Source organism: Helicobacter sp. 11-8110, from assembly GCF_003288905.1.
GTDB lineage: Bacteria > Campylobacterota > Campylobacteria > Campylobacterales > Helicobacteraceae > Helicobacter_D > Helicobacter_D colisuis.
The window spans coordinates 530,799-552,030 of record NZ_NHYL01000001.1 but is presented as its reverse complement, the minus strand read 5'-3'; the positions used below and the strand labels follow the sequence as shown (position 1 = coordinate 552,030).

Below are 21,232 nucleotides of genomic sequence, written 5' to 3'. Positions count from 1 at the left end.
CTACCTCCACAAAATAATTCCAACAATTACCATTATTAAAATACTGCAAAATACAAGACTACCTTTAAATAGCTTCCTATATTTCCTGTATTTTTTAATCAGCCTATCACTATCGCATAGCTCCGCTAATCCTAACAAGTCTTTGAAATTAAAATTGTATCTTGTCTTTAAAATATTGGAGTTATTGCTCTTATTATAAAACTCTAAAATTTTATGATAACCCCAATATTTTCTCACTCTTTGAGAAGAATACATAGCCATTCTCCCTAAGAAAAATTCAATTGTGTCTTCATAAGGCATAATCCCTGTATTTTGAATCTCATTTTTAAAAACTTTTTTCAAAAGTTCAATATCTTTAAGGCGCAAAAAACTATCCATCAAAGATTCTATTTCAAGGTTTTCTCTAGTGAGAGTAACATCTTTTCTCGCACTAATGCTTGTTTGATCACTTGCCATTCTATACAAAATCACCTCATCTTGTAAAAATAAAATCTTTGCCCCATTAAGCAATAAATTAATGTGCATAAAAGTATCTTGATGGTTACAAAGCCCAAATGGCAAGGGATAAATATCTCTAAATGCTTGCCTTTTTATAGACATTCCAACAGACATTAAGCAATTACCCTCAAAAAACATATAATTAAGAATTTCAAGAGGCTCTTTATATTGCATTTCTATCTTTTTTGATTGTGAAATCATATTATTTTCATCTATCACTTTAACGCCAGGATAAACTACATCAATATGTGTCTCTTCAAAAGCCCGATAAATCTTTCCTAAAGCATCTCTCTCTAGCATATCATCACTAGCACAGAAAACTAAAATTTCGCCACTAGAATTTTCAAAAGCAGTATTTAAGGCAGCATTAATTCCTTTATTATAATCATGCCTAATAAGCTTTATTCTTTCATCTTTAAACTTTTTAATTTCTTCTAAATTCCTATCCCAAGAGCAATCATCCACAATAATAAGTTCAAAGTTTTGAAAAGTTTGCTCCAAAACACTCTGCAAGAAGAATCTAATATACTTCTCGTGATTAAAAGAAGGTGTTAGAATAGAAATTTTAGACAAAACAAACCACCCTAGACAGAAGCCACAATAGCATAAAAATGAGTATTATCCCATCGATTACATTCTGGTGGATATATATCATAAAACTCAACATTTTTAAAACCGATGCTTCTAAAAATGTTGAGTTCTTTATGAATATATCTATAATGAGAATAATAATTTGTTTTTTGTTCCTCAGAATAACCATTCACCACAACATCTTCATTAATCCCAAATTGATTTTTAACAATCATTTTCCCATCTTTTTTCAAATAAGAGAAATATTTTTTATACAATTCAAGTGCTTCTAAATCATTAAAATGGTGCATAACTCCAAAAATTGTTATCAAATCGTATTTTTCACCCGTGTGAAAATCTTGCAATAATTGATTATGAATGCTAACATTAGGGGACTGAATAATAAATTTGCTAAATTCTTTATAAAATTCTACACAATCTACATGAGAAACTTGATTATATATTTTATTTACAATCAATCCTGTTCCACTTCCAAGATCTAAAATTTTTGAATTTTTAGAAGAGTATCTTAATATGAACTCAGCATCAATTTCAGTATAATCTGTATTATTTGCCAATTTTACGCTTTGAATATTATCTGTTGTTTTAGCTATATTGGCATAAAACAATAATGCATCCCTATTACTAATACTTTTTTTCATTAATCTCCTTTATTATAGCTTTTTTTAATATTTCCAAAGAATCAATATTTTCAACTTCATGATAATCAACCCTAATATCAGTGCAACCTATAATAACTTTTTCGGCGCCACATTTTTTTAAGTTTTCCACAATATTGGAGAAAATTTTTTTTGGTCTTTGATAGATATTATTTACTCGAGTATCATCATCTACAAATCTATACTTGTTTTTAATATTACAAATTCCTAGCGTTACCATTCTCTGTTCTGCATTGTCCGGATATATAATTTCTGCTTCCGGATAATATTTTTGAAAATATTGTTCATACACCCCGCCCTGCAAACACCCATCAGAAGCTATTAGTCCAATTTTTTTTGCTCCAGTATTTTTTGCTTCCAAAACAACCTCTTTGATTAAATTAATCAAATTAGCTTGCGATTTGCGAGAAATTTCATCGATTGCATAATGGGCAGTATTACAGCACATACAAATCTTTGTGCAACCAAAAGATTTCAAAGATATGGCTATTTTAATATATTCATCAATAAAACTTTCTCCTCTCCCTTCAAGATACATAGACCTACTAGGAGCTTTTGTGGCTTGCCAAGTAATAATTTCTGGATGATGACAATCCCTAAATGCTCCTTTGCTTGTTAAATCAATCTCAATAAGCTCATTTAGCTTATTTGTTGCTGCAACACCAGCCCCACCAATAATTCCAATCATTTTTACCACCCATTTATAAACATTAAAGCTTTTTGATAATCTTCATAAGTATCAATATCACAGGCTCTTATCTTATAACCCTTCATAGGAAGATAGGGCTCAAGCTGATTGAATACATTTTCTTTATTTGGGCAAAGTCTGTCCTTACGAACACAACAAGGACCTGTCCATTCAAATTTACCATTTCGCCCAGAAAAAGAAATTATATCTCCATTTCTCGTATCTACATCACAATAAATTGCATCATTAGATCTCTTGTCGGCATAAGCCGCCCACTCCCCATCCTGTTTAAGCAAAAAACTCATATCATCTGGATGAATCAATAAATCACCATCAAGCTCAATAGCATATTCATTTCCATCTCTAGCCCCAAGAAAAAAACTATATCCCGTTTTTGTAGTAAAATAATTATGATTATAGACAAAAACAACATCATTTCGATATTTTCTAACTTCCCTAACAATATCGCTCGCTTGAAACCCAATTACAACCCTGACGTCATCCACATCTTTCAATAATTCAAGCTGCCAAGCAATTAATGACTTCCCATTGATATTTATTAAAGCTTTTGTGCTTCCCAATCCAAGCCTGGAACCTATCCCAGCGCATGTTATAATAACTGATCTAGTTGCCGACATAAGCTCTCCTCTGAAAAAACTAAATAATCCGCCACCGATAAGACACCACTAGCAGGATCATGCGTAAGCCCTGATGCAATGGAAACTTCTGCGAGTCTCATCGCTTCAACATCATTATTCCCATCACCAATAAATATAACTTTATAGCCTTGTTGTTGAAATTGTTTTACCAATGTTTCTTTTTGCAATATATGTGTTAGCTTGGCAACTTGATTATTTTTAATTATTGCATTAGAACAATAATATTCACAAGGTATTTGTCTCATTAATTTTTCAATCCAGCAATCTAAGTTCCCAGTAGCCACAACACAATGTTGATTATTTTTCTCAATAAAATCAATTATTTTTTTATACAAAGGGACTTTTTCCAAATGCCTTGCGATTTCATCAACAGGAAACTTGCCTAGTATATGCACTCTCTTTATAAAAGATTCCATAAAAGGAACATTGCCTTGGATGGTTTGAGCAGTTAGATGTTCTATTTCTTCCTCTATATTGAAATATTTTGAAATAATAGGAAGAGTTTCCTTTTTTGTTATGGTACCATCCAAATCAAATATGATTTTTATCATTCTGTCATTTCCCTTTTTAATTCAAATATAATCTTTTGGGAGGTATTCGGATAATCATGTTTTATATTTTGATTAAAAAATTTTTTTCTTTTTTCTTCAAGCGTATCCTCCTCTTCCAATATAACTTTTTCAATGAAATTTATAATATCATTTTTATTATAAGCTTTATAATGCACATCAATGCATTGAGAAGCAAACTCATTAAAATTATCTCGATTTCTTTCTTTGTCTTTTAGCAAGTAACATACCGGATGATTTGTGTATAAATATTCCACCATAAAAGAACCACAATCATGTATTAATCCATCAGAATTAACAAAAACTTCAAAAAAATCTCCACCATTTTGATAAATAACATTTTTGTAACTTTTAAATTTATCTAAATACTGCTGGATTTTTTCCTCACTCCATATATTATATTTTTTCAAATTAATAAAGAGCAGGGGATGTGGTCTAAAAATCCATTCAATCTGGGGATATTTTTCAGGGAGACTTAGAAAAAAATCATGGTAAGCCAAAAAATTTGAAAATGTAATGTCCGAACATATATCAATAGTATGATGCGGCGCTATAATGATGCGTTTTTTCTCATAATGATATTTTTTTATATTTGCCAGAGAATCCATTTTTAAGCAACCACACACTATTGAGTTTTTAAATTGCCTACTAAAGCTAGATGCATAATAAGTGTAATATTTATATATATGATGTAAAATCAAATGATTACTAGTCTGCATAATATACCAATTTGATACTATTGGACCATAATCAAAATAAATCACTAAATTTGTATTTTTTAAAGTATTGATTTGATAAAAAAGATGTGTCATATCATCATAAGGACTACAAGCAAAAACAATATCATTTTCTGCTAAAATATTTTCAATAAAACAACTGTTATTCATATCATAAGACAAATACACATTAGGAAATTTTTCAGAATAGAATTTAAATGTTTTTTTCATCTGCAATAACATATTATCATGTCCCCTAGAAACATCTGGCACAACAAGCAAAGAGACACTGAACATTGCATCATTCAATAAATCTTCAAAAATTTTCTGCGCGGGAAAAACAGAATCATACATGACCAAAAAAGTTGCATTTATTTTTTGGTTATTTTTAATTTTGTTTCTAACTTTATTCAAAAGAAGTGAATTTCTTTTTTGGCTTTTTTGGGCTTCTAACAAATTCAAATAATGCAAAATTCTTTCTCGCACTTTTTTTCTATAATTTTTAATAGGAATCCAAAAAGACAATATTCTTGCTAACACTTTGTTTCTTTTATATGTCATAATTTTTTTCCGAAAAATATTAAATTCATTAAGGGTAACATATCAAGCTCTTCATCTCATAAAAAAGCTTCCATATAACACATCCCTATATTACTCAAAAAAAACAAAATAAACATCTTAGTAGTATATCATTACTAAGCTTAACCAATAATATAAAAAAAAACAAAACTTTCGAAAAATAACACATTCAACAATTTTCAAAACAATTTCTTATTTTAATAGACACTTCTTCTTTGACAACTTATCAAAACACAAAACAATATCTTTAATTAACTATATATATATTACTATTCACATGTATTTTAATCACTCACTTACCACTTGATTAATTTTGCAATAATATTTTGAGTTTGCTAATATATTTCTTGCCACAACCGCCCCAGCCCCTATCATAGCATTTTCTCCTATGGTGACACCCGGCAATATAGTTGCATTTGCTCCTATACTCGTACCTTTTTTAATGATCGTTTTAGAGAATTCTTTGGGATACTGCTTAGATCTTGGATATTTATCATTACAAAAGGTTACATTAGGACTCATAAAAACATCATCCTCTATTTCTATCCCATCCCAAATTTGAACTCCACATTTAATTGCAACATTATTTCCAATCTTTACATCATTCTCTATAAAACAATGCGAACAAATATTGTAATTTTCACCTATAATCGCACTAGGCAAAACTACGCAAAATTGCCAAATTCTTGTGCCACTTTCTACTATACACAAGCCAAAGACGATTATTAATAAATTATCCCTCCGCAGCTAAAACAAAAAATTGATGCGCCACACTTCTGCCCCCAAATCCTTCTTTTTGTGAAATCAAACCTTGATTTAAAACTTGACCACCATTTTCGGTAGAAATTCCAAAATCAAAATATTTCTTACTCTTTGTAAATTCATCCATTAAAGTTTTAATTAGCAAATCTAAAGCTCCTATCTCTCTAGCCTTTTCATTAGCAGCTAAATATTGGGTATGCACCAAATCATCATAGATAAACAATAAAGCAGCTGCGATAATTTCTTTATCAATTTTTGCAACAAAAAGTTTAATATTTTGCGGAAACCGTGAGCATAAAAGCTTTAACTCTTCTGCACTATGCACTGCATTTACTCCATGCTGTTTTTGCAATACAGAATTCAAAAGCATCACAAAAGCTTCAAAATCTTCACTTGAAAAAATCTTAACCCCTTCTCTTTTGGCTCTTGAAATTTGTGCTTTTCTACCCTTTGGCATTTTGCAAATATTGCGCAAATCAATCGTGGTAGAACAATCAACCCTAAAAAGTTCTGCATTATTTCTAAAAAGAGCATAGAGATCTTCTTGTGCTGGAATTTTATGATAAATATAAGGAGTGCTTTTGTAAATTAATTTTTCAAAACAATTTTCTTGCATATACTCTTTCAAAACTTCAAAACACTCAAGCATTTTACCTTGCTTCATATTCTCATCCACTATAAACCCACCAAAAGTTAGCCCTTGGTGAGAGTATAAAGCATTTTGCGACACATTGCAAGGAAGCAATGCTATGGGCTTTTCATTTTCATAGAATATCAAAGAATTGTCTTTAAATCTATCACTATGATAATCCATATAACTTCTATCAAACATAAAAAGTCCATTTTTAGCATTTTTATTAAAGTTATTCCACAATTGAACTTTTTCTTGTTGAAATTTTTCTATTCTTAACATTTTTTTATATTTACAAAAATTTCTGCACCAAACTCAGGTATATATTTAATCATTTTTTCAAGTCCTTCTAATAATTGGTCATTGAGAATATTTTCTTGCAAACATAGAGACATTTTAAAATGATTAAAAGGCTTAACAAAATAACTACCTCTTTCTAGCAATTGTATATTAAGAGTATCATCCAAACACGAAACCAATTCTTCTAAACTTCTAAGAGAAAATGTGTTATGTTGTTGCAACTTTTTTGCTCTATCGCTAAGCTTTCCAATCTTTTCAATCAATCCGCTTTCATATGCCCATAATAAATGAAATGATTCTGAATTTGGAACATTAATGTGAATAATAGTATCTTGTCTGACTGCATTCAAAATATTTCTTAAAAAAACTTTCGGTTCTTTAACTTCGTGCAATAAAGAGCTCAATATAATAAAATCAATTTGATTGTTCTCAAAAATCTCTACCCTATTTTCTATAAAATCGTTTAAAAAAACAATATTTTTACCTTGCAATTCCTCTTTTGCTTTATGAATAAAAGTCGTAGATGGTTCAACAATAAAAGCTTTTTTAAAATTATTATAATAACTAAAAATAGAATTCATGCCGCAACCAATCTCCAAAACATTATCCGGTTGATATTTCTGCAAAATTTCTAATATCTTATTTCGCCTAAAAACTACCATATATCTTTCAAAATCACACTCATCAGATAAATAATCTTTAGTATATTTTTCTATATCCCTAGCATTCATTTACCATCCTCAAAAACTCATTATAATCTCTAATATATTCATTCTCATTGTAAAAATCACTTGCCAAAACCAAAAGTTTAGCCCCATAAGAAAAATTTCTCATCTCACGCCACATATTCTTACCTATAAAAAGCCCTATATCTGGGCGATTCAAAATTATGCTTTTGTTATTTTTCCCATCATTTAAGACAATCTCGCAACTTCCATCCATCATAATTAAAACTTGTTCTAGCTCTTTATGAGCATGTGCTCCTCTTGGAAAATCAGGATTAGTATCATAAATATAATAAATCCTTTGTATCTCAAAGGGAATTTCTTTTAAATTTTCTAATGCTATCAAACTTCCTCTATTATCATTTTTTGCATCAAAATTTAATATTTTATAATCCATAAACTAAACCTTCATACTCCCTAAGATACCAATCGATAGTCTTCAAAATCCCACTCTCAAAACTTTCTTGAGGTTGCCAATTGAGCGCTTTGCAAATCTTACTTGAATCAATAGCATATCGCCTATCATGCCCCACTCTATCTTGCACAAAACCTATCTGTTCTTTATAACTCTTATTTTGTGGTTTCTTTTTGTCGAGAATATCACAGATCAAAGTCGCAATTTCTAAATTATTCTTTTCATTATTTCCCCCTATATTAAAGCTCTCTCCAAAAAATCTAGAATGAAAAACAAGATCAATAGCCCTACAATGATCTTCCACATAAAGCCAATCTCTAATATTCTTACCATCTCCATAAATTGGAATCTCACTCCCCCTCAAAGCATTTCTAATAATTGTCGGAATAAGCTTCTCATCGTGTTGTTTAGGACCATAATTATTGGAACAATTAGTAATAAAAGTATTAAGCCCATAGGTGTGATGATAGCTACGCACCAACATATCACTAGAAGCCTTAGAAGCACTATAAGGAGAATTGGGTGCATAAGGAGTGGTTTCGCTAAAATATCCGCTCTCTCCCAAACTTCCAAAAACCTCATCGGTGCTAATATGATGAAACACGCAATCTTCTTTGCCCGTTTTTGGTTTATTAGGAGAATCAAACCAATTTAAATATGAATGATGCAAAAGGTTAAAAGTCCCATTAACATTTGTTTGAATAAATGCTTGAGGATTAAGAATAGAATTATCCACATGCGATTCAGCTGCAAAATGAATCACATCTGTAATTTCATATTTACTAAAAATTCTTGCCACAAGCTCACTATCGCAAATATCGCCTTGGATAAAGGTATAATTCTCATTACACCCAATTTCTTTTAGATTCTCTAGTTTTCCAGCGTAAGTCAATAAATCTAAATTAATGATTTTATAATGAGAATATTTACCAAGAAAATAAATAACAAAATTGCTTCCTATAAATCCAGCACCACCCGTTATTAAAATATTTCGTCTCAAATATCGTGCTCCAAAATCTTATTCAAATAATCCCCATAGCCACTTTTTTTCAAAAGACTTGCCCTCTCTACAAGTAGCTCCTCTCCAATCCAGCCATTATGATAAGCAATCTCCTCCAAACAAGCCACCTTATAACCCTGCCTAAGCTCAATAGTCTGCACAAAACTAGAAGCTTCGATAAGATTATCATGCGTTCCAGTATCAAGCCAAGCAAATCCTCTACCCAAACTTTGTGCATACAATTTACCCTGCTTCAAATAGACATTATTAACATCTGTAATTTCTAATTCCCCACGCGATGAAGGCTTTAGACTTTTTGCAATACTAATAGCTTCATTATCATAAAAATAAAGTCCTGTAACTGCAAAATTACTTTTAGGATTCTGTGGCTTTTCTTCTATACCTAACACTTTGCCTTTAGAATCAAACTCTACAACTCCAAAACTCTTAGGATTTTTAACGCGATAAGGGAAAATAGTTGCCATTCCTTCCTTTGTTCTTTGTTTTGCTTCCAAAAGCATAGGTGAAAACCCTTGCCCATAAAACACATTATCACCCAAAATCAAAGCTATTTCATCTTTTTGAATAAAATCTTCTGCCAAAATTAACCCCTGTGCTAAACCATCTGGAGATTTTTGCACACAATAGCTAATCTTCATCCCAAGCCAACTTCCATCCCCAAATATTTCTTCAAAACGCGGAGTGTCTTTGGGAGTAGAAATAATCAAAACTTCCCGAATCTGTGCCAACATCAAAACAGACAACGGATAATAAATCATTGGCTTATCATAAATAGGAAGAAGTTGCTTTGAAACTCCTAAAGTTGCTGGATACAGCCTAGTCCCACTCCCCCCTGCTAAAACAATACCTTTCATAACACCCACCATTATTCAAAACATTCAATAGATGCAAATTTCATTTAACTTTAATTTGTAATTCTACTATAACATATTTTACACCTAATTATACGCTATAATTCCTTATTTAAAGGTTGAATATGTTTCATATTTTTTTTAGTGCTGATAAAAACTACATTCCCTACACTGCTGTTTTAATTACAAGCATTATTAAAAACACCAATCCACAAAAAAGCTTCAAAGATTTTTGCACCACCCTAAGCGATTCTTTACCAAGCTTAGATTATCCAAGATTACAATACGACAACTTAGATGAACTAGATAAAAGCGAAGGTTATGTCTTTCATATTTTAAGCGATTCAATCCCCAAAGATTTGCAAATTAAACTTCAAAACTTCATTCAAGAGCTTAGCACCTTTTACCCCTGCACTCTTCAAATTCACACTATTGATGATGCAGATTTTGCCCATTTCCCTATTTCAGGTGCCGCCCATAGTAGCCACCTACCCTATTACCGCCTAAAATGGCAAGATTATATCAAACCCGCTCCGCAAAAATGCCTTTATTTAGATTCAGATATGCTTGTTTTGTGCGATTTAAGGGAATTATTTGCCCTAGATTTGAAAGATAATATCGCTGGAATCATCGGCGATTGTGGCTCTAAGAATCGAAAAATCAAATACCAAGAAAATAACCATAAAAAAACTTTTTATTTTGATGAAAATTACTTTAATTCTGGATTTTTACTGATAAACTCCAAGCAATATATTAAAGAACAAATTTGGGAGAAATGTGAGAATCTAGCCCCAAAATGCACCTATATTAAAGCCGCCGATCAAGATTTACTTAACTTCACAATCCCTATAAACAAATGTTTGAAACTCCCTTTTGCCTATAATTTTCAATGCATTACCTTGCTTTATGTCCTTTGTAAAGATGAATGCAAAAATCGCCTAAACTACACAAGAGAAGCCTTTAATAAAAGTTTTAAAAACCCAAAAATATTGCATTATGGAGAGAAGCCTTGGCGATACCTCCAAAGCTATCAAGATTATAAAGGAAACAATATTAATGATATTTGGTGGAAATATGCTAAACAAACCCCCATTTTTGGAGAAAATCTACTCAAACAAAAATCACAAATAAATGATTATAAACTCTTTGCTATTTTAGGCTATTATGCGCTACTATACACCACCAACTTTTTAGGCTACTTTAATCTCTCCAAACTCCTAAAAAGCGATAATGATTCTAAGCTTTTACAAGAAGTCTCCAAGATACCTGATTCGCAATTTGGGCTTTGCTGTGTGCTTGGGGAAGTGATTTTATATGCTAGAAAACACAATAAAAATCTCCTAAACATTATCCCAAAAATCTACAAAATCAAAAAACACTACAAAAAATACGCCACCCACAAACAATCAATAAAATCCTAACTTAAGGATTTTTGTTTTTTGGCTTTTATTTTTTAAGCGATTCTATTTTTTATTTTTTAAAGCTTTAAATAATTCTTCCCATTGCTCTAAAACTTTGCGTTTAGAGAATTTTTCCTCCACGATTTCTTTAGCCTTAGCTCCCATTTTACGCCTTAGCTCTTCATTCTCCATAAGCTTCTGCATAGCCCCTGCATAGCCTTGTAAATCTCCATCTTGCACCAAAAATCCATTCACCCCATTTTCAATAATATCACTTGGTCCTGTATTAATATCAAAAGCAATGCAAGGCAGCCCACAACTACTTGCCTCCACAAGCACCATACCAAACCCCTCTGCATAGCTTGTCATAGCATAAAAACTTGCTTGCACATATTCTTTGTAAATCTCATTACTAAAGGGCTTAAGAATCACAGAATTTTGCAAGTTTTTTTGAATAATTTTATGCTCTAGCTTTTCTTTAAAAGGCTCTTCTTTTGGCGATTCAACTCCTGCTATGATACACAACTCCCATTCTTTGTTTTTAGAGTTTTGTTGCACAATCTCCCAAATATCTATAAGTCGCAAAAATCCTTTTTCATCATTTGGGGTAATCCTACCAACACACAACACTCTTTTTTGATTTAAATCTGAAGTTTGGTCTAAAAAGACTTTAATAAAATTTGGAATCACCACGACATTTTGGTGGTATTTTTTCCAAATCTCAATTTGTCTGCCACTCAAAACCACCAAAGAATCAAAATAATTAAATCGCTTCAAAAAACGCTTAAATGCAGAATGCACAAATTTAATATAGCAAGTTTTAGGATTTTTAAAAAAAGGAAAATGGGGAGAATTGTTAAAAATAATCACATCAGCATCAGGATACATTTTGTTTAAAAGATAGCTTTCATAAATCTTATAATAAAGCTTATATAGCGACTTTTTTCGCATAGAATCTTGTGATTTTTTATGCATAAAGCTAACTTTAATCTGTGGTGAAATCACATAGGGCAATACTTCATTAGAACGATAAAAACTCAAAATTTCAACCCTATGCCCATTTTCATAAAGTGCCTCAGCGAAATTCACCACCACGCGTTCTGCACCACCTCGAATACTAAGATCCCCAATTGTCAAAACAATCTTCATTTTTGCTATCTCACTTTCAATTTATCCCAACCCATTACCACAGAATCTTTTTTTCTTTGATAGTTTGCAAATAAATTTTATGGTTAGATTCTAGCATATCACGCGTATTTTCTGGGTGATAAATATGATAGGCTATTCCTGCAAACTTCAATCGCCCAAACACTCCACCATTAAATAAAAATCGTGCGACAAACTCACTATCCTCGCGCCCCCAACCCACAAAATTTTCATTAAACCCCTTAATGGCTTCGCAATCGGACTTATAAAAGCTCATATTGCATCCGCGAATACCTTTGATAAAATCTTTTTTGTCAAAAAATTTCGAATTTAGGCGCGAAAATCTAAAAATAATTCGCGCTAGAATCTTGCATCGCTTTGCTTTGAATCCCCCTAGATTAAAAGTGTTTTTATAAGCCTTTATCTGATTATTTTGTTTTGCTTCTAACATTGCTTGAGAAGCAGGAGAATCCAAAATCACGCGTGAGCCTTGCAAAAATAACTTTGGTGCGGCAAAAGCTAAATGATCTGCAACAAATAATGGATGGAGAATCATATCACCATCAATGATAATGATATATTCTCCTTTTGCTACTTTTATAGCCTTGTTACGAATTGTGCTTAGCATAAAACCCTTATCTTCTTGCCAAATATGCCTAAGCGGACAAGGAAAGGCGTGTGCATAAGTTTCTATTAGCTCTCTTGTGTCTTCCTTGCTACCATCATCAGCAATCAACACTTCTGTAGGCAACACAGCCAAATCCCTTACAGAATCTAAAACTAATGCTAACCTTTCTTTTTGATTATAAGTTGTGATAATAAGTGAAACACTTTTGGGTTTTTGAATAGTGTTTTCATAAAGTTTCATGTATTTAAAAAAAGCGCCAAGTCCATTGCATACCGAAATCACAAAACCCTTATAGCCATACAAAAAACCTTTTTTTAAAACATAATTTCTAAAGAATGTCCAACTTCCATGAATGATTGCTTTTAATGGGCTTGAAGCTTTGTTAGCATTTTGCTGTGCCCAGAGAGTCGAATAACGCTGCATTTTCTCAAGCAAATGAGAAATACCATTAAAAGCATAATGCTTAAGCCCAGAATCTAGCTTGATAAGTCGCGCGTCTTTTGGCACAATAATACTCTCATGCACAATATTATCATTAAAACGCGTGTAATTCTTGCAAAATACACGCGTTACAAAATCAGGATACCACCCACAAGCCTTAATCCACTCACCATTATAAAGATTTTTGCGTGGCATTGCAATAAGAGTGCAAGAAAGCGGAAAATCCTCTGAAGTGCCAAAAAGTTTTGCAAGTAGCTCAAAGGTGTCAGATTCTAAAACCTCATCTGAATCAATGCTAAAAATCCAATCATTACTCGCATAACTCACAGCAAGATTTTTCAACGCACCAAACCCAATAAACTCACTTGTATAAATCTTAAGATTCTTATGCAATGTATTAAAATCTTGTGCGATTTTTTGTGTGTTATCACTACTACCATTATCAAGCAAAATAATTTCATCAAAATTTTGCAAAGAATCTAGGCATTCTTGCAGTGTCGCTTCTGCATTTTTGACAATCAAAACCGCACTAATTTTTATTTTTTCATTTCTTTTGATCATCTCTGCTTATTGCCTCTAACACTGCTAAAGGATATAGACAATGCTCCAATTGATGAATCGCCGCTTCATACGCTTCTAAGCTCTCAAGCTTAGCTATCACCCCTTGTGCGATTATCTCTCCGCTATCTAGCTCTTCACTCACCCAATGCACACTAACCCCACCTAACTTCATCTCTGAATCAAAACTTTCTTTGATTCCATTAGCCCCTTTAAAAAGTGGCAAAAGCGATGGATGAATATTAATCGCCCTTATAGCAGAAGTAAAAACTGGAGTTAAAATGCGCATAAATCCCGCTAAAACACACAAATCCAACTCATATTCTCTTAAAATTCCAACAAGCTCTTTATCAAAATCTTCACGCTTGGCAAAATTCTTGCTCTCTAGCACTTGTGTTTTGACACCCAATCTCTTGGCACGCTCCAAACCATAAGCCTCTGCCTTATTGCTTAGAGCTAATACAATTTCAACCCTAAATGCATCTTGATCTTCTTTTGTTGCTTCTATAAACTCATACTCTAATCCCCCAATCAAAAACCCTTGCGAATCTTTAGGGGTAAATTTTCCTTGCTTTTTGAAATATTTTCCATGTAAATTACGGATTAAAGCTTCCAAATTGCTTCCATTTCCACTAAAGAGAATCGCAATTCTTTTGATTCTTGATTCTAAGACCGCACCATTTTTTGTAATTTTTGAATCTAGCATTACTTTTTTCCAAAAAATTCTGGGTTATTTTTTTTAAGCTTTTCAATGTTTTCTAAAATTTCCTTCACTCCATATTCCAAGCTCTCCTCATCAAGCCCATCAATATAAGCATCTAGTGCTTCTTGCATTTTAGCTTCAACCACACCTGAAAGCTTAAGTGCCACACAAAGCATATCGCTAAGCTGAATAGAAAGCTCCTCAATCTCTTCTTCTAATTCTTTAATTCTCTCTTTACTCATTGTCTTCCCCCTTTAACTTGACTATTTTTGATAGCTTTAGCGCTTTTTATTTCTCTAATATTTTTGAATCTTTTATGATATTAATTAGTGGCGTTAAATCATAATCTTGGATTTTTTGTTCAAAAATATCAAAATAAGATTCTATATTATCAGGCGTTAAAATATGCTTTTTGTTTTGTATCGAATCAAGTTGCGAAGAATTCATATCAATATTGTAATGAATAGTGTCTCCTGCGTAATTTCTTATATCATCTGCATAATTCAAAGTATCAAATCCATAAATTGTAACATTTTTTAAATCTTTTGTTTGCTCAAGCAACCAATAAATAATTTTTTTTCGCCCTATAAACGCTTTAGGGTTAATTTTAAAATGAAGTCTTGAATAAGGGGGTAAAATCAGATGAAATTGGGTATTAGGATATTTTTTTATAAAAGAAAGGAGAAAAGTTTCTAATAGCTCTTGCTCCTTACTTACATCAATACGATCAAGATCAAATTCTACAGGCTTACTTTGCGGAAGGCTTTTTAATGACTCTTGCTTAAAAATATCTGGATTATATTTGATCCAATTCTCAAAACCACCCAATCTTTTTTGGTGCTTCTCTTCCCTAATCCATTGTAAAAGCGTTTCTAGGTTTTCTTTTCCAATACATTTTTCTTTTTTGCTAAAAGTTAAAGTGCAGATGATAAATCTATCATTCAAATAAGCCTCAAAGTCATTTAATAAGGATTCATCATAAAGAAGTTGAAAATTTGGCTTAGTTGAAACTTCATCACTAAAAGCATCTAAAGAATAAATAAGAGTCTTAGGGTTTTGATACCTAAATAAATAATTCAAAATAATTCCTCTCTCTTTGGTAGTGCTAGCAGCAGGAGAAATATTAACCCAATTATCTCCTAATTTCCTATTAGCTTCTTTTGCAGAGGTGTTTTGGAGCATTGAAGTTCCCAAAATATAAGAATCAAAATTATAATGCCTAATAATAGCCCTAGCTCCTAATCGCATCTCACCAAAAAATCTTTCCTCCTTTAAAAAACTCTTATGAAAGATTTGCATAGGATCATAAAAATAAATTAACCCCAAAGATAAAAAAGACAATAAAATAAAAAATGCAAACGAATAAACAATAAATCTAAAATAACTCATAAAATCCCTAAAAATTAAAATAGATAAACTCTACATAAGGAGTTATACTAAGCGTAACAATAGAAATATAAAATAAAATTCCCGCAAAAAGAACATTCTTCCATGAGGGCTTAAAATCCCCTAAAAGCTCAATGCTATTTTTTGCACATAAAATCACAATAAACCCAATGATTAAATAAAATAATGTTTCATTTCTTCCCTCAAGATGTGCTAGAAGTTTGGGGATATGTCTTGCTTTTTCTGGTAATTCTACCCATACAATTCCAAACATTCCTTGCAATAAATTCAAAGCACCTTGTAAATTCTCTGATCTAAAGAATATCCAAGTGAGATTAAGAAAATTAAAAGTAAGAAACCAACAGAGAATCTTATAAAAACGACTTTGTAAAAATGCACTTTTTTGCCAATTAAAAGACTCCAGCAAATACCCATAAGCTCTATGCAAACACATTGCAATCCCATGCAATGCACCCCAAATCACAAACCCAAAACCAGCCCCATGCCAAATTCCACTTAAAAAAGCAACAATAAAAAGATTTCTAAGTGTAAGAATCTTTGAACCCTTATTCCCTCCTAGCGGAATATAAAGATAATCCTTTAAAAATTTACCTAAAGTAATATGCCATTTTCTCCAAAACTCCGTAATATTGAGTGCCTTATAAGGGGAATTAAAATTGATTGGCAAAAGAATTCCAAAGAACAATCCTAAACCTATTGCCATATCGCAATATCCGCTAAAGTCAAAATAAAGCTGAAAGGTATAAGCAAGTGAAGTTACCCAAGATTCTGCTATATTTAAAAATCCGCCATTTTCCACTATACTAAATCCATTATTCGCCCATTTTGCAAAGCTATCTGCAATAAAAACTTTTTTAAACAAACCTATAGAAAAGATAAATACACCTTTTGCAATCTTATCCCATTGTATCCAAGTGTTGTAAAAAAGCATTTGGAATTGTGGCATCATTTCTTTGTGATGCACGATAGGACCTGCTATAAGCTGCGGAAAAAAACTAACAAATAAACAATAATCTAAAAAATCAATCTTAGAATCACCCAAAAAAGTATTTTCTTCTAAATCTTTAACATCAATTTTTTTGTAACAATCCACCAAAAAAGCAATCTGTTGAAAAGTAAAAAATGAAATGGCAAGTGGCAAAAGAATATGAGGCAAAGGAATGCTAAAATCCAATTGAAAAAATTTAGAGAATAAATTAAAGTTTTCTAAGAAAAAGTCTGTGTATTTAAAAAATCCGAGCAATACAAGATTGAAAAAGATTCCAAGATAAAGATAAAATTTAGCTTGATTATTCTTTTTAGAAAGGCTCTTTAGGATTAATAAAGCAATTCCATAGTTTGCAAAAATCGAAAACAAAAGGATTCCAAGATATTTTATCTCCCAAAAAGCATAAAAAAACAAGCTGCCAAGCACCAAAAAAAGTTTTGCCAAAAAATTCTGTTTAAAATATTTTAAACCATAAAATCCTACAAACATTACAGGCAAAAAAGCAAAAATAAAGATATAAGAACTAAATACCATCAAATATTCCTAGCATTTTTAACAATCTTTAAAGATTTGTTCAACAAAATCTTTAATATCCTCATAAATAAAACTCTCTTTAAAATCCTCAATTTTTCCACCACTTGCATTGGGGTGTCCGCCTCCATTGAAATATTTCTTTGCTATTGCACTCACATCGCAATTACCATTTGCTCTCAAACTCACATTTCCTCTTGCACTCACATCAAGAAAAAAATCAAAATCTCCGTGTGTTTTTAAAAATAAATTTGCCAAAACTGAAATATTGCCAATCCCATAGCTCAAAAAACCTCGGTATTTTTCACAATACAAACTACATCTATCTGCCTTTTGCCCTAAAAGCTCATTTTGAAAACGCGAGACAAGATTATCTAGCGTATCACTAAGCAAACTCCCCTTTAAGTAGCGTTTTTTCATTTCCAAAATTGCATTATCAAGCAAAATATGTCCCTTCTCATCTCCCAAAAAACAACTTGATTCTCGTAAAAGAGCAAGTTTATATGCCCTATCCTCATCATCAAACATAAAGCGATTAACTTCCTTGCATTCTACGATTAATCGCATCGCAACCTTGCCAAACTCAAAGGCAAAACCCTCTTCATTCCACAAATCAATGCTATTAATCATCTCCACCATAGGTTCTAGCCATACCCTCACACTCTCATCAAGCCCAAATCTCTCTAATAGCGTGTCATAGACTATCTTTGTGGCACATCGCTTCGTATCTAGCACATACCACTCAAATTTATTTGCACATTCTTGTCCGCTTTTGTGATGATCGAGCAATTCATAACTCACTTGATAACCGTTTAAATTAAGCTCCAAAATCTCTTTTTTTAGTTCTTCGCATTCTTTTAAAGTCAAATTTAAATCGCTAATTAAAATATGTGATTCGACTTTATTTTTTCTAATATCCCTAAAAATCTGCTCCAATCTAGCCAAAACTTCCTTACCATAATTAGCATTATAAAAAAAGATTTGACTAGCCTTGCTTTTATAAAATTCATTGCTCACAAGCTGGCAACCATAGCCATCTAAATCAATGTGTGAGAGGTGAAAAAAATGCATTTTTTTCCTTTAAACTGAGAAATCAATACTTCCCAAAATTTCAAATTTACTTTGATAATCAATCTCTGCCGTGCTTAAAACCACGATATTACGCCCAAAACCATATTGCTCCAAAAAGATTGCCAAAGGCTTTCTAAGCACCATAGGCACACCACCAATGATAGTTGGCACCGCCCCCATAGAAACCCCTTTTTGATAAGCCACATTAATAGCATCTAAAAGGCTTTGCGATTCAGTAGGACTTAAGCGCAATCTTTGACCGATTTTTTGTTGATCGGGCAATTTTTCCAACAAAAACTGCTCCATAGTAGGTGAAAGCACAAAATAGCGTAAGATTCCGTCATCACTTTGAAAATTATGTGTAATTAAGCGTTTTAGACACGCCCTTACATATTCACTCAAAGTCGGCAAATCCGACTTGTATGCTGGATAACCATCAGCAATGGCTTCAGCAATACTTAGCATATCTTTAATAGGAATTTGCTCGTGTAATAATTCTTTTAAAATATGCTGGATACTTCCAATGCCCACGCCTTTAATTTCTTCTGCCAAAATTGGATAATCTTGCCCAAGTTTGCCAATAAGGTTAGCAACTTCTTGACGCGTGAGCAATTCTTCGGCGTATTGTTTGATTAACTCTTGAATATGTGTTGAAATCACCGTAGCACCATCAATGATTGTATATCCTTCAATAATTGCATCTTCTTTTTTGTCTTCATTAATCCAATAAGCATCTAATCCAAAAACTGGCTCTTTGGTGGGAATACCATCAGGCAATTCCCCCACAAATCCGCTTGAAGCAATTGCCAAATATTTATCAACCATAATCTTGCCCCTACCAATTTCAATCTCTTTGAGCAAAATTTGATATTCATCAGGAGCAAGATTCAAATCATCTCTTAAATGAACCATAGGCACTAAGATTCCATAGTCTGTTGCCATAGTCTTACGAATCGCCCGAATCTTATTAACTAATTCTCCACCTTGTGCAGGATCGGCAAATTTAATAAGTTGATAACCAAGCCCTACACGCAGAATTTTTACCTTTAATGCCTTGTCAATTTCAGCTTCTTCTCTTTTTTTGCGTTCTTCTTCACTTTCTTGAGGTTGTGGTTTTGGTGCTGTTTGCTGTGCATTTTGAGTAGTTTGCCCTCCTTTTTTTGCTTGTCTTTGCGGAAGTGTAGTTTGCTCATTTAGACTATCTTTTCTGCGCACTTTTTGGAAAAGCGATTCAACATATTTCCATACTTCTCCATCTTTTTGTTTATTTAAAAGTAGTGCTAAAGACAAAAATATCAATCCAACAAACCCCAAAGAAAGCGTAGGCAATCCAGGGACAAGGGCAAACATTAGCAAAATACAACCCACAATCATTAGAGTTTTTGATTCATTAATGAGCTGATCAATGATTCCAGAAGCAAAATTTTCTCCCTCTTTACTAAAACGCGTTACGATAATACCTGTTGCTGTAGAGACAATTAAAGCAGGAAGTTGAGAAACTAATCCATCTCCAATCGTTAAAATAGTAAAAGTAGAAGCCGCATCTGCCACACCCATATCGCGTTGAAATACTCCAATTAAAAAACCGCCAATAATATTAATAAGCGTGATGATGATTCCTGCAATAGCATCACCCTTTACAAATTTATTAGCACCATCCATAGAACCATAAAAATCCGCTTCTGCTGCTAATTCATCACGCCTTGCTTTAGCTTCCTCTTGTCCAATTAATCCTGTATTTAAGTCTGCATCAATTGCCATTTGCTTCCCGGGCATTGCATCAAGCGTAAAACGAGCCTTCACTTCTGAAACTCTTGTAGAACCATTGGTAACAACCATAAAGTTAATAATTATCAAAATGATAAACAAGATAATTCCAATAACATAATTTCCGCCCACGACAAACTGCCCAAAAGCCGTGATAATATCGCTCACTGCCTCTGGTCCTAAATGTCCATTACTCAAAATCATTCTTGTAGTAGCAATATTTAGCGAAAGTCTAAAAAGCGTAACAATCAAAAGCAAAGTTGGAAAAGCCGAAAAATCCGTTGGTTTTTTAACATAAAGGGCTATAAGAATAATCAAGACTGAAAGTGCAATAGAGATTACCAAGAAAAGGTCAAGCAATGCACCAGGGAGTGGCACGATGATAATCGCCAAAATCGCTACAATAAAGAAAACAACCGTTAAGTCTTTAGAACCCGTTAATTGCGATAAAAAAGGCGAGATTCTGCTAAAAAAAGATGCTTTTTGTCCTGTTTGTGCCAAACCCACTCCAAACCTATAAAAATAATAAGTCTGTAATTTTAATCGTTTTTGCCCATTAAAATCAATATAAATTTAAAATTTTTTATCTTTTTTCAAAAAAATTATGCTACAATCACAGCTTTTAAAATTACCAATCAGGAGGTCTTATTATGGCTCAAGATTCGGCGAAAAAAAGAGAAATTACTTCTGCTTTTGCTAGAAATCCTAAAGACACAGGCTCAGTTGAAGTGCAAGTGGCACTTTTAAGCGATAGAATTAAAACCCTAACAGAACATTTAAAAGTGAATAAAAAAGATCACTCTAGTCGTTTAGGTTTAAGAAAAATTGTTTCTCACAGAAAAAGATTGCTTAGCTACCTTAAAGGAAAAGATTTCAAGCGCTATGCGACTCTTATTGAAAAGCTAGGATTAAAAGATAGAGGTTAATT

At 32.4% G+C, this 21,232-nt stretch carries 22 protein-coding genes; 2 read left to right on the top strand and 20 right to left on the bottom strand.

Annotation, left to right across the window (positions count from 1 at the left end; genetic code table 11):
* The 12 genes from CCY98_RS02655 to rfbA form a co-directional block, all read right to left on the bottom strand.
* Window positions 1–1,071 carry a glycosyltransferase gene (locus CCY98_RS02655; RefSeq protein WP_112057031.1) on the bottom strand — a complete coding sequence of 357 codons (1,071 nt, stop codon included), beginning with the start codon at window positions 1,069–1,071 and terminating at the stop codon, window positions 1–3.
* Between the two features lie 11 nt (window positions 1,072–1,082).
* The gene (locus CCY98_RS02650) at window positions 1,083–1,730 is read right to left on the bottom strand and encodes a class I SAM-dependent methyltransferase (RefSeq protein WP_112057030.1); all 648 of its coding nucleotides are present in this window, start codon (window positions 1,728–1,730) and stop codon (window positions 1,083–1,085) included.
* Window positions 1,714–2,436, bottom strand: a complete 723-nt coding sequence (locus CCY98_RS02645; protein ID WP_112057029.1) for an amino acid racemase — start codon at window positions 2,434–2,436, stop codon at window positions 1,714–1,716. Before CCY98_RS02645 ends, CCY98_RS02650 begins: the two co-directional genes overlap by 17 nt.
* Before the next feature lie 2 nt (window positions 2,437–2,438).
* On the bottom strand, window positions 2,439–3,074 hold the full coding sequence (locus CCY98_RS08520) for an NTP transferase domain-containing protein (RefSeq protein ID WP_112057028.1): 636 nt from the start codon (window positions 3,072–3,074) through the stop codon (window positions 2,439–2,441).
* On the bottom strand, window positions 3,047–3,646 hold the full coding sequence (locus CCY98_RS08515; protein WP_112057027.1) for an HAD-IB family phosphatase: 600 nt from the start codon (window positions 3,644–3,646) through the stop codon (window positions 3,047–3,049). The genes CCY98_RS08520 and CCY98_RS08515 overlap by 28 nt, the downstream gene beginning before the upstream one ends.
* Window positions 3,643–4,842, bottom strand: coding sequence for a CDP-glycerol glycerophosphotransferase family protein (locus tag CCY98_RS02630; RefSeq protein WP_181566526.1), 1,200 nt, complete (start codon window positions 4,840–4,842; stop codon window positions 3,643–3,645). Before CCY98_RS02630 ends, CCY98_RS08515 begins: the two co-directional genes overlap by 4 nt.
* Window positions 4,843–5,247: 405 nt before the next feature.
* A complete protein-coding gene (locus CCY98_RS02625; protein ID WP_258438014.1) occupies window positions 5,248–5,670 on the bottom strand; it encodes an acyltransferase in 423 nt (140 codons plus the stop codon).
* Window positions 5,671–5,692: 22 nt separating this feature from the next.
* Entirely contained in the window at window positions 5,693–6,634 is a 942-nt protein-coding gene (locus CCY98_RS02620; RefSeq protein WP_112057024.1) for a GNAT family N-acetyltransferase, read from the bottom strand.
* Entirely contained in the window at window positions 6,628–7,383 is a 756-nt protein-coding gene (locus tag CCY98_RS02615) for a class I SAM-dependent methyltransferase (RefSeq protein ID WP_258438002.1), read from the bottom strand. Before CCY98_RS02615 ends, CCY98_RS02620 begins: the two co-directional genes overlap by 7 nt.
* Window positions 7,373–7,774 carry an FdtA/QdtA family cupin domain-containing protein gene (locus CCY98_RS02610; RefSeq protein WP_112057023.1) on the bottom strand — a complete coding sequence of 134 codons (402 nt, stop codon included), beginning with the start codon at window positions 7,772–7,774 and terminating at the stop codon, window positions 7,373–7,375. The genes CCY98_RS02615 and CCY98_RS02610 overlap by 11 nt, the downstream gene beginning before the upstream one ends.
* Window positions 7,764–8,792, bottom strand: a complete 1,029-nt coding sequence (gene rfbB / locus CCY98_RS02605; protein WP_112057022.1) for a dTDP-glucose 4,6-dehydratase — start codon at window positions 8,790–8,792, stop codon at window positions 7,764–7,766. Before rfbB ends, CCY98_RS02610 begins: the two co-directional genes overlap by 11 nt.
* Window positions 8,789–9,667 (bottom strand): glucose-1-phosphate thymidylyltransferase RfbA, encoded by an 879-nt coding sequence (gene rfbA / locus CCY98_RS02600; protein ID WP_112057021.1) that lies wholly within the window; start codon window positions 9,665–9,667, stop codon window positions 8,789–8,791. Before rfbA ends, rfbB begins: the two co-directional genes overlap by 4 nt.
* 122 nt (window positions 9,668–9,789) lie before the next feature.
* Between rfbA and CCY98_RS02595 the strand changes: the two genes are divergently transcribed.
* Window positions 9,790–11,085: a glycosyltransferase family 8 protein gene (locus CCY98_RS02595; RefSeq protein WP_112057020.1), complete on the top strand. Its 1,296-nt coding sequence runs from the start codon at window positions 9,790–9,792 to the stop codon at window positions 11,083–11,085.
* A 42-nt stretch (window positions 11,086–11,127) separates the two neighbouring features.
* Here the strand turns inward: CCY98_RS02595 and CCY98_RS02590 are convergent, their stop codons facing one another.
* Genes CCY98_RS02590 through flhA form a run of 8 tightly spaced genes read right to left on the bottom strand, consistent with a single transcriptional unit; the run spans window position 11,128 to window position 20,805 of the window.
* Window positions 11,128–12,213, bottom strand: a complete 1,086-nt coding sequence (locus CCY98_RS02590) for a glycosyltransferase family 4 protein (protein ID WP_112057019.1) — start codon at window positions 12,211–12,213, stop codon at window positions 11,128–11,130.
* Window positions 12,214–12,247: 34 nt separating this feature from the next.
* Complete coding sequence (locus CCY98_RS02585) at window positions 12,248–13,840, bottom strand: glycosyltransferase (protein ID WP_112057018.1); 1,593 nt, start codon at window positions 13,838–13,840, stop codon at window positions 12,248–12,250.
* Window positions 13,824–14,543: a phosphoribosylglycinamide formyltransferase gene (locus tag CCY98_RS02580; protein ID WP_112057017.1), complete on the bottom strand. Its 720-nt coding sequence runs from the start codon at window positions 14,541–14,543 to the stop codon at window positions 13,824–13,826. The genes CCY98_RS02585 and CCY98_RS02580 overlap by 17 nt, the downstream gene beginning before the upstream one ends.
* Entirely contained in the window at window positions 14,543–14,782 is a 240-nt protein-coding gene (locus CCY98_RS02575) for a hypothetical protein (protein WP_112057016.1), read from the bottom strand. Before CCY98_RS02575 ends, CCY98_RS02580 begins: the two co-directional genes overlap by 1 nt.
* 46 nt (window positions 14,783–14,828) lie before the next feature.
* Window positions 14,829–15,929, bottom strand: coding sequence for a hypothetical protein (locus CCY98_RS02570; protein ID WP_112057015.1), 1,101 nt, complete (start codon window positions 15,927–15,929; stop codon window positions 14,829–14,831).
* 7 nt (window positions 15,930–15,936) lie between these two features.
* Entirely contained in the window at window positions 15,937–17,469 is a 1,533-nt protein-coding gene (locus tag CCY98_RS02565; RefSeq protein ID WP_112057014.1) for an MBOAT family O-acyltransferase, read from the bottom strand.
* Window positions 17,470–17,487: 18 nt separating this feature from the next.
* Complete coding sequence (locus CCY98_RS02560) at window positions 17,488–18,537, bottom strand: DHHA1 domain-containing protein (RefSeq protein ID WP_112057013.1); 1,050 nt, start codon at window positions 18,535–18,537, stop codon at window positions 17,488–17,490.
* 9 nt (window positions 18,538–18,546) lie between these two features.
* Complete coding sequence (gene flhA / locus CCY98_RS02555) at window positions 18,547–20,805, bottom strand: flagellar biosynthesis protein FlhA (protein WP_112057089.1); 2,259 nt, start codon at window positions 20,803–20,805, stop codon at window positions 18,547–18,549.
* 149 nt (window positions 20,806–20,954) lie between these two features.
* On the opposite strand from flhA, the gene rpsO reads away from it, so the two are divergent.
* Window positions 20,955–21,230 (top strand): 30S ribosomal protein S15, encoded by a 276-nt coding sequence (gene rpsO / locus CCY98_RS02550; protein ID WP_006655977.1) that lies wholly within the window; start codon window positions 20,955–20,957, stop codon window positions 21,228–21,230.
* The last annotated feature ends 2 nt before the right edge of the window (window positions 21,231–21,232 follow it).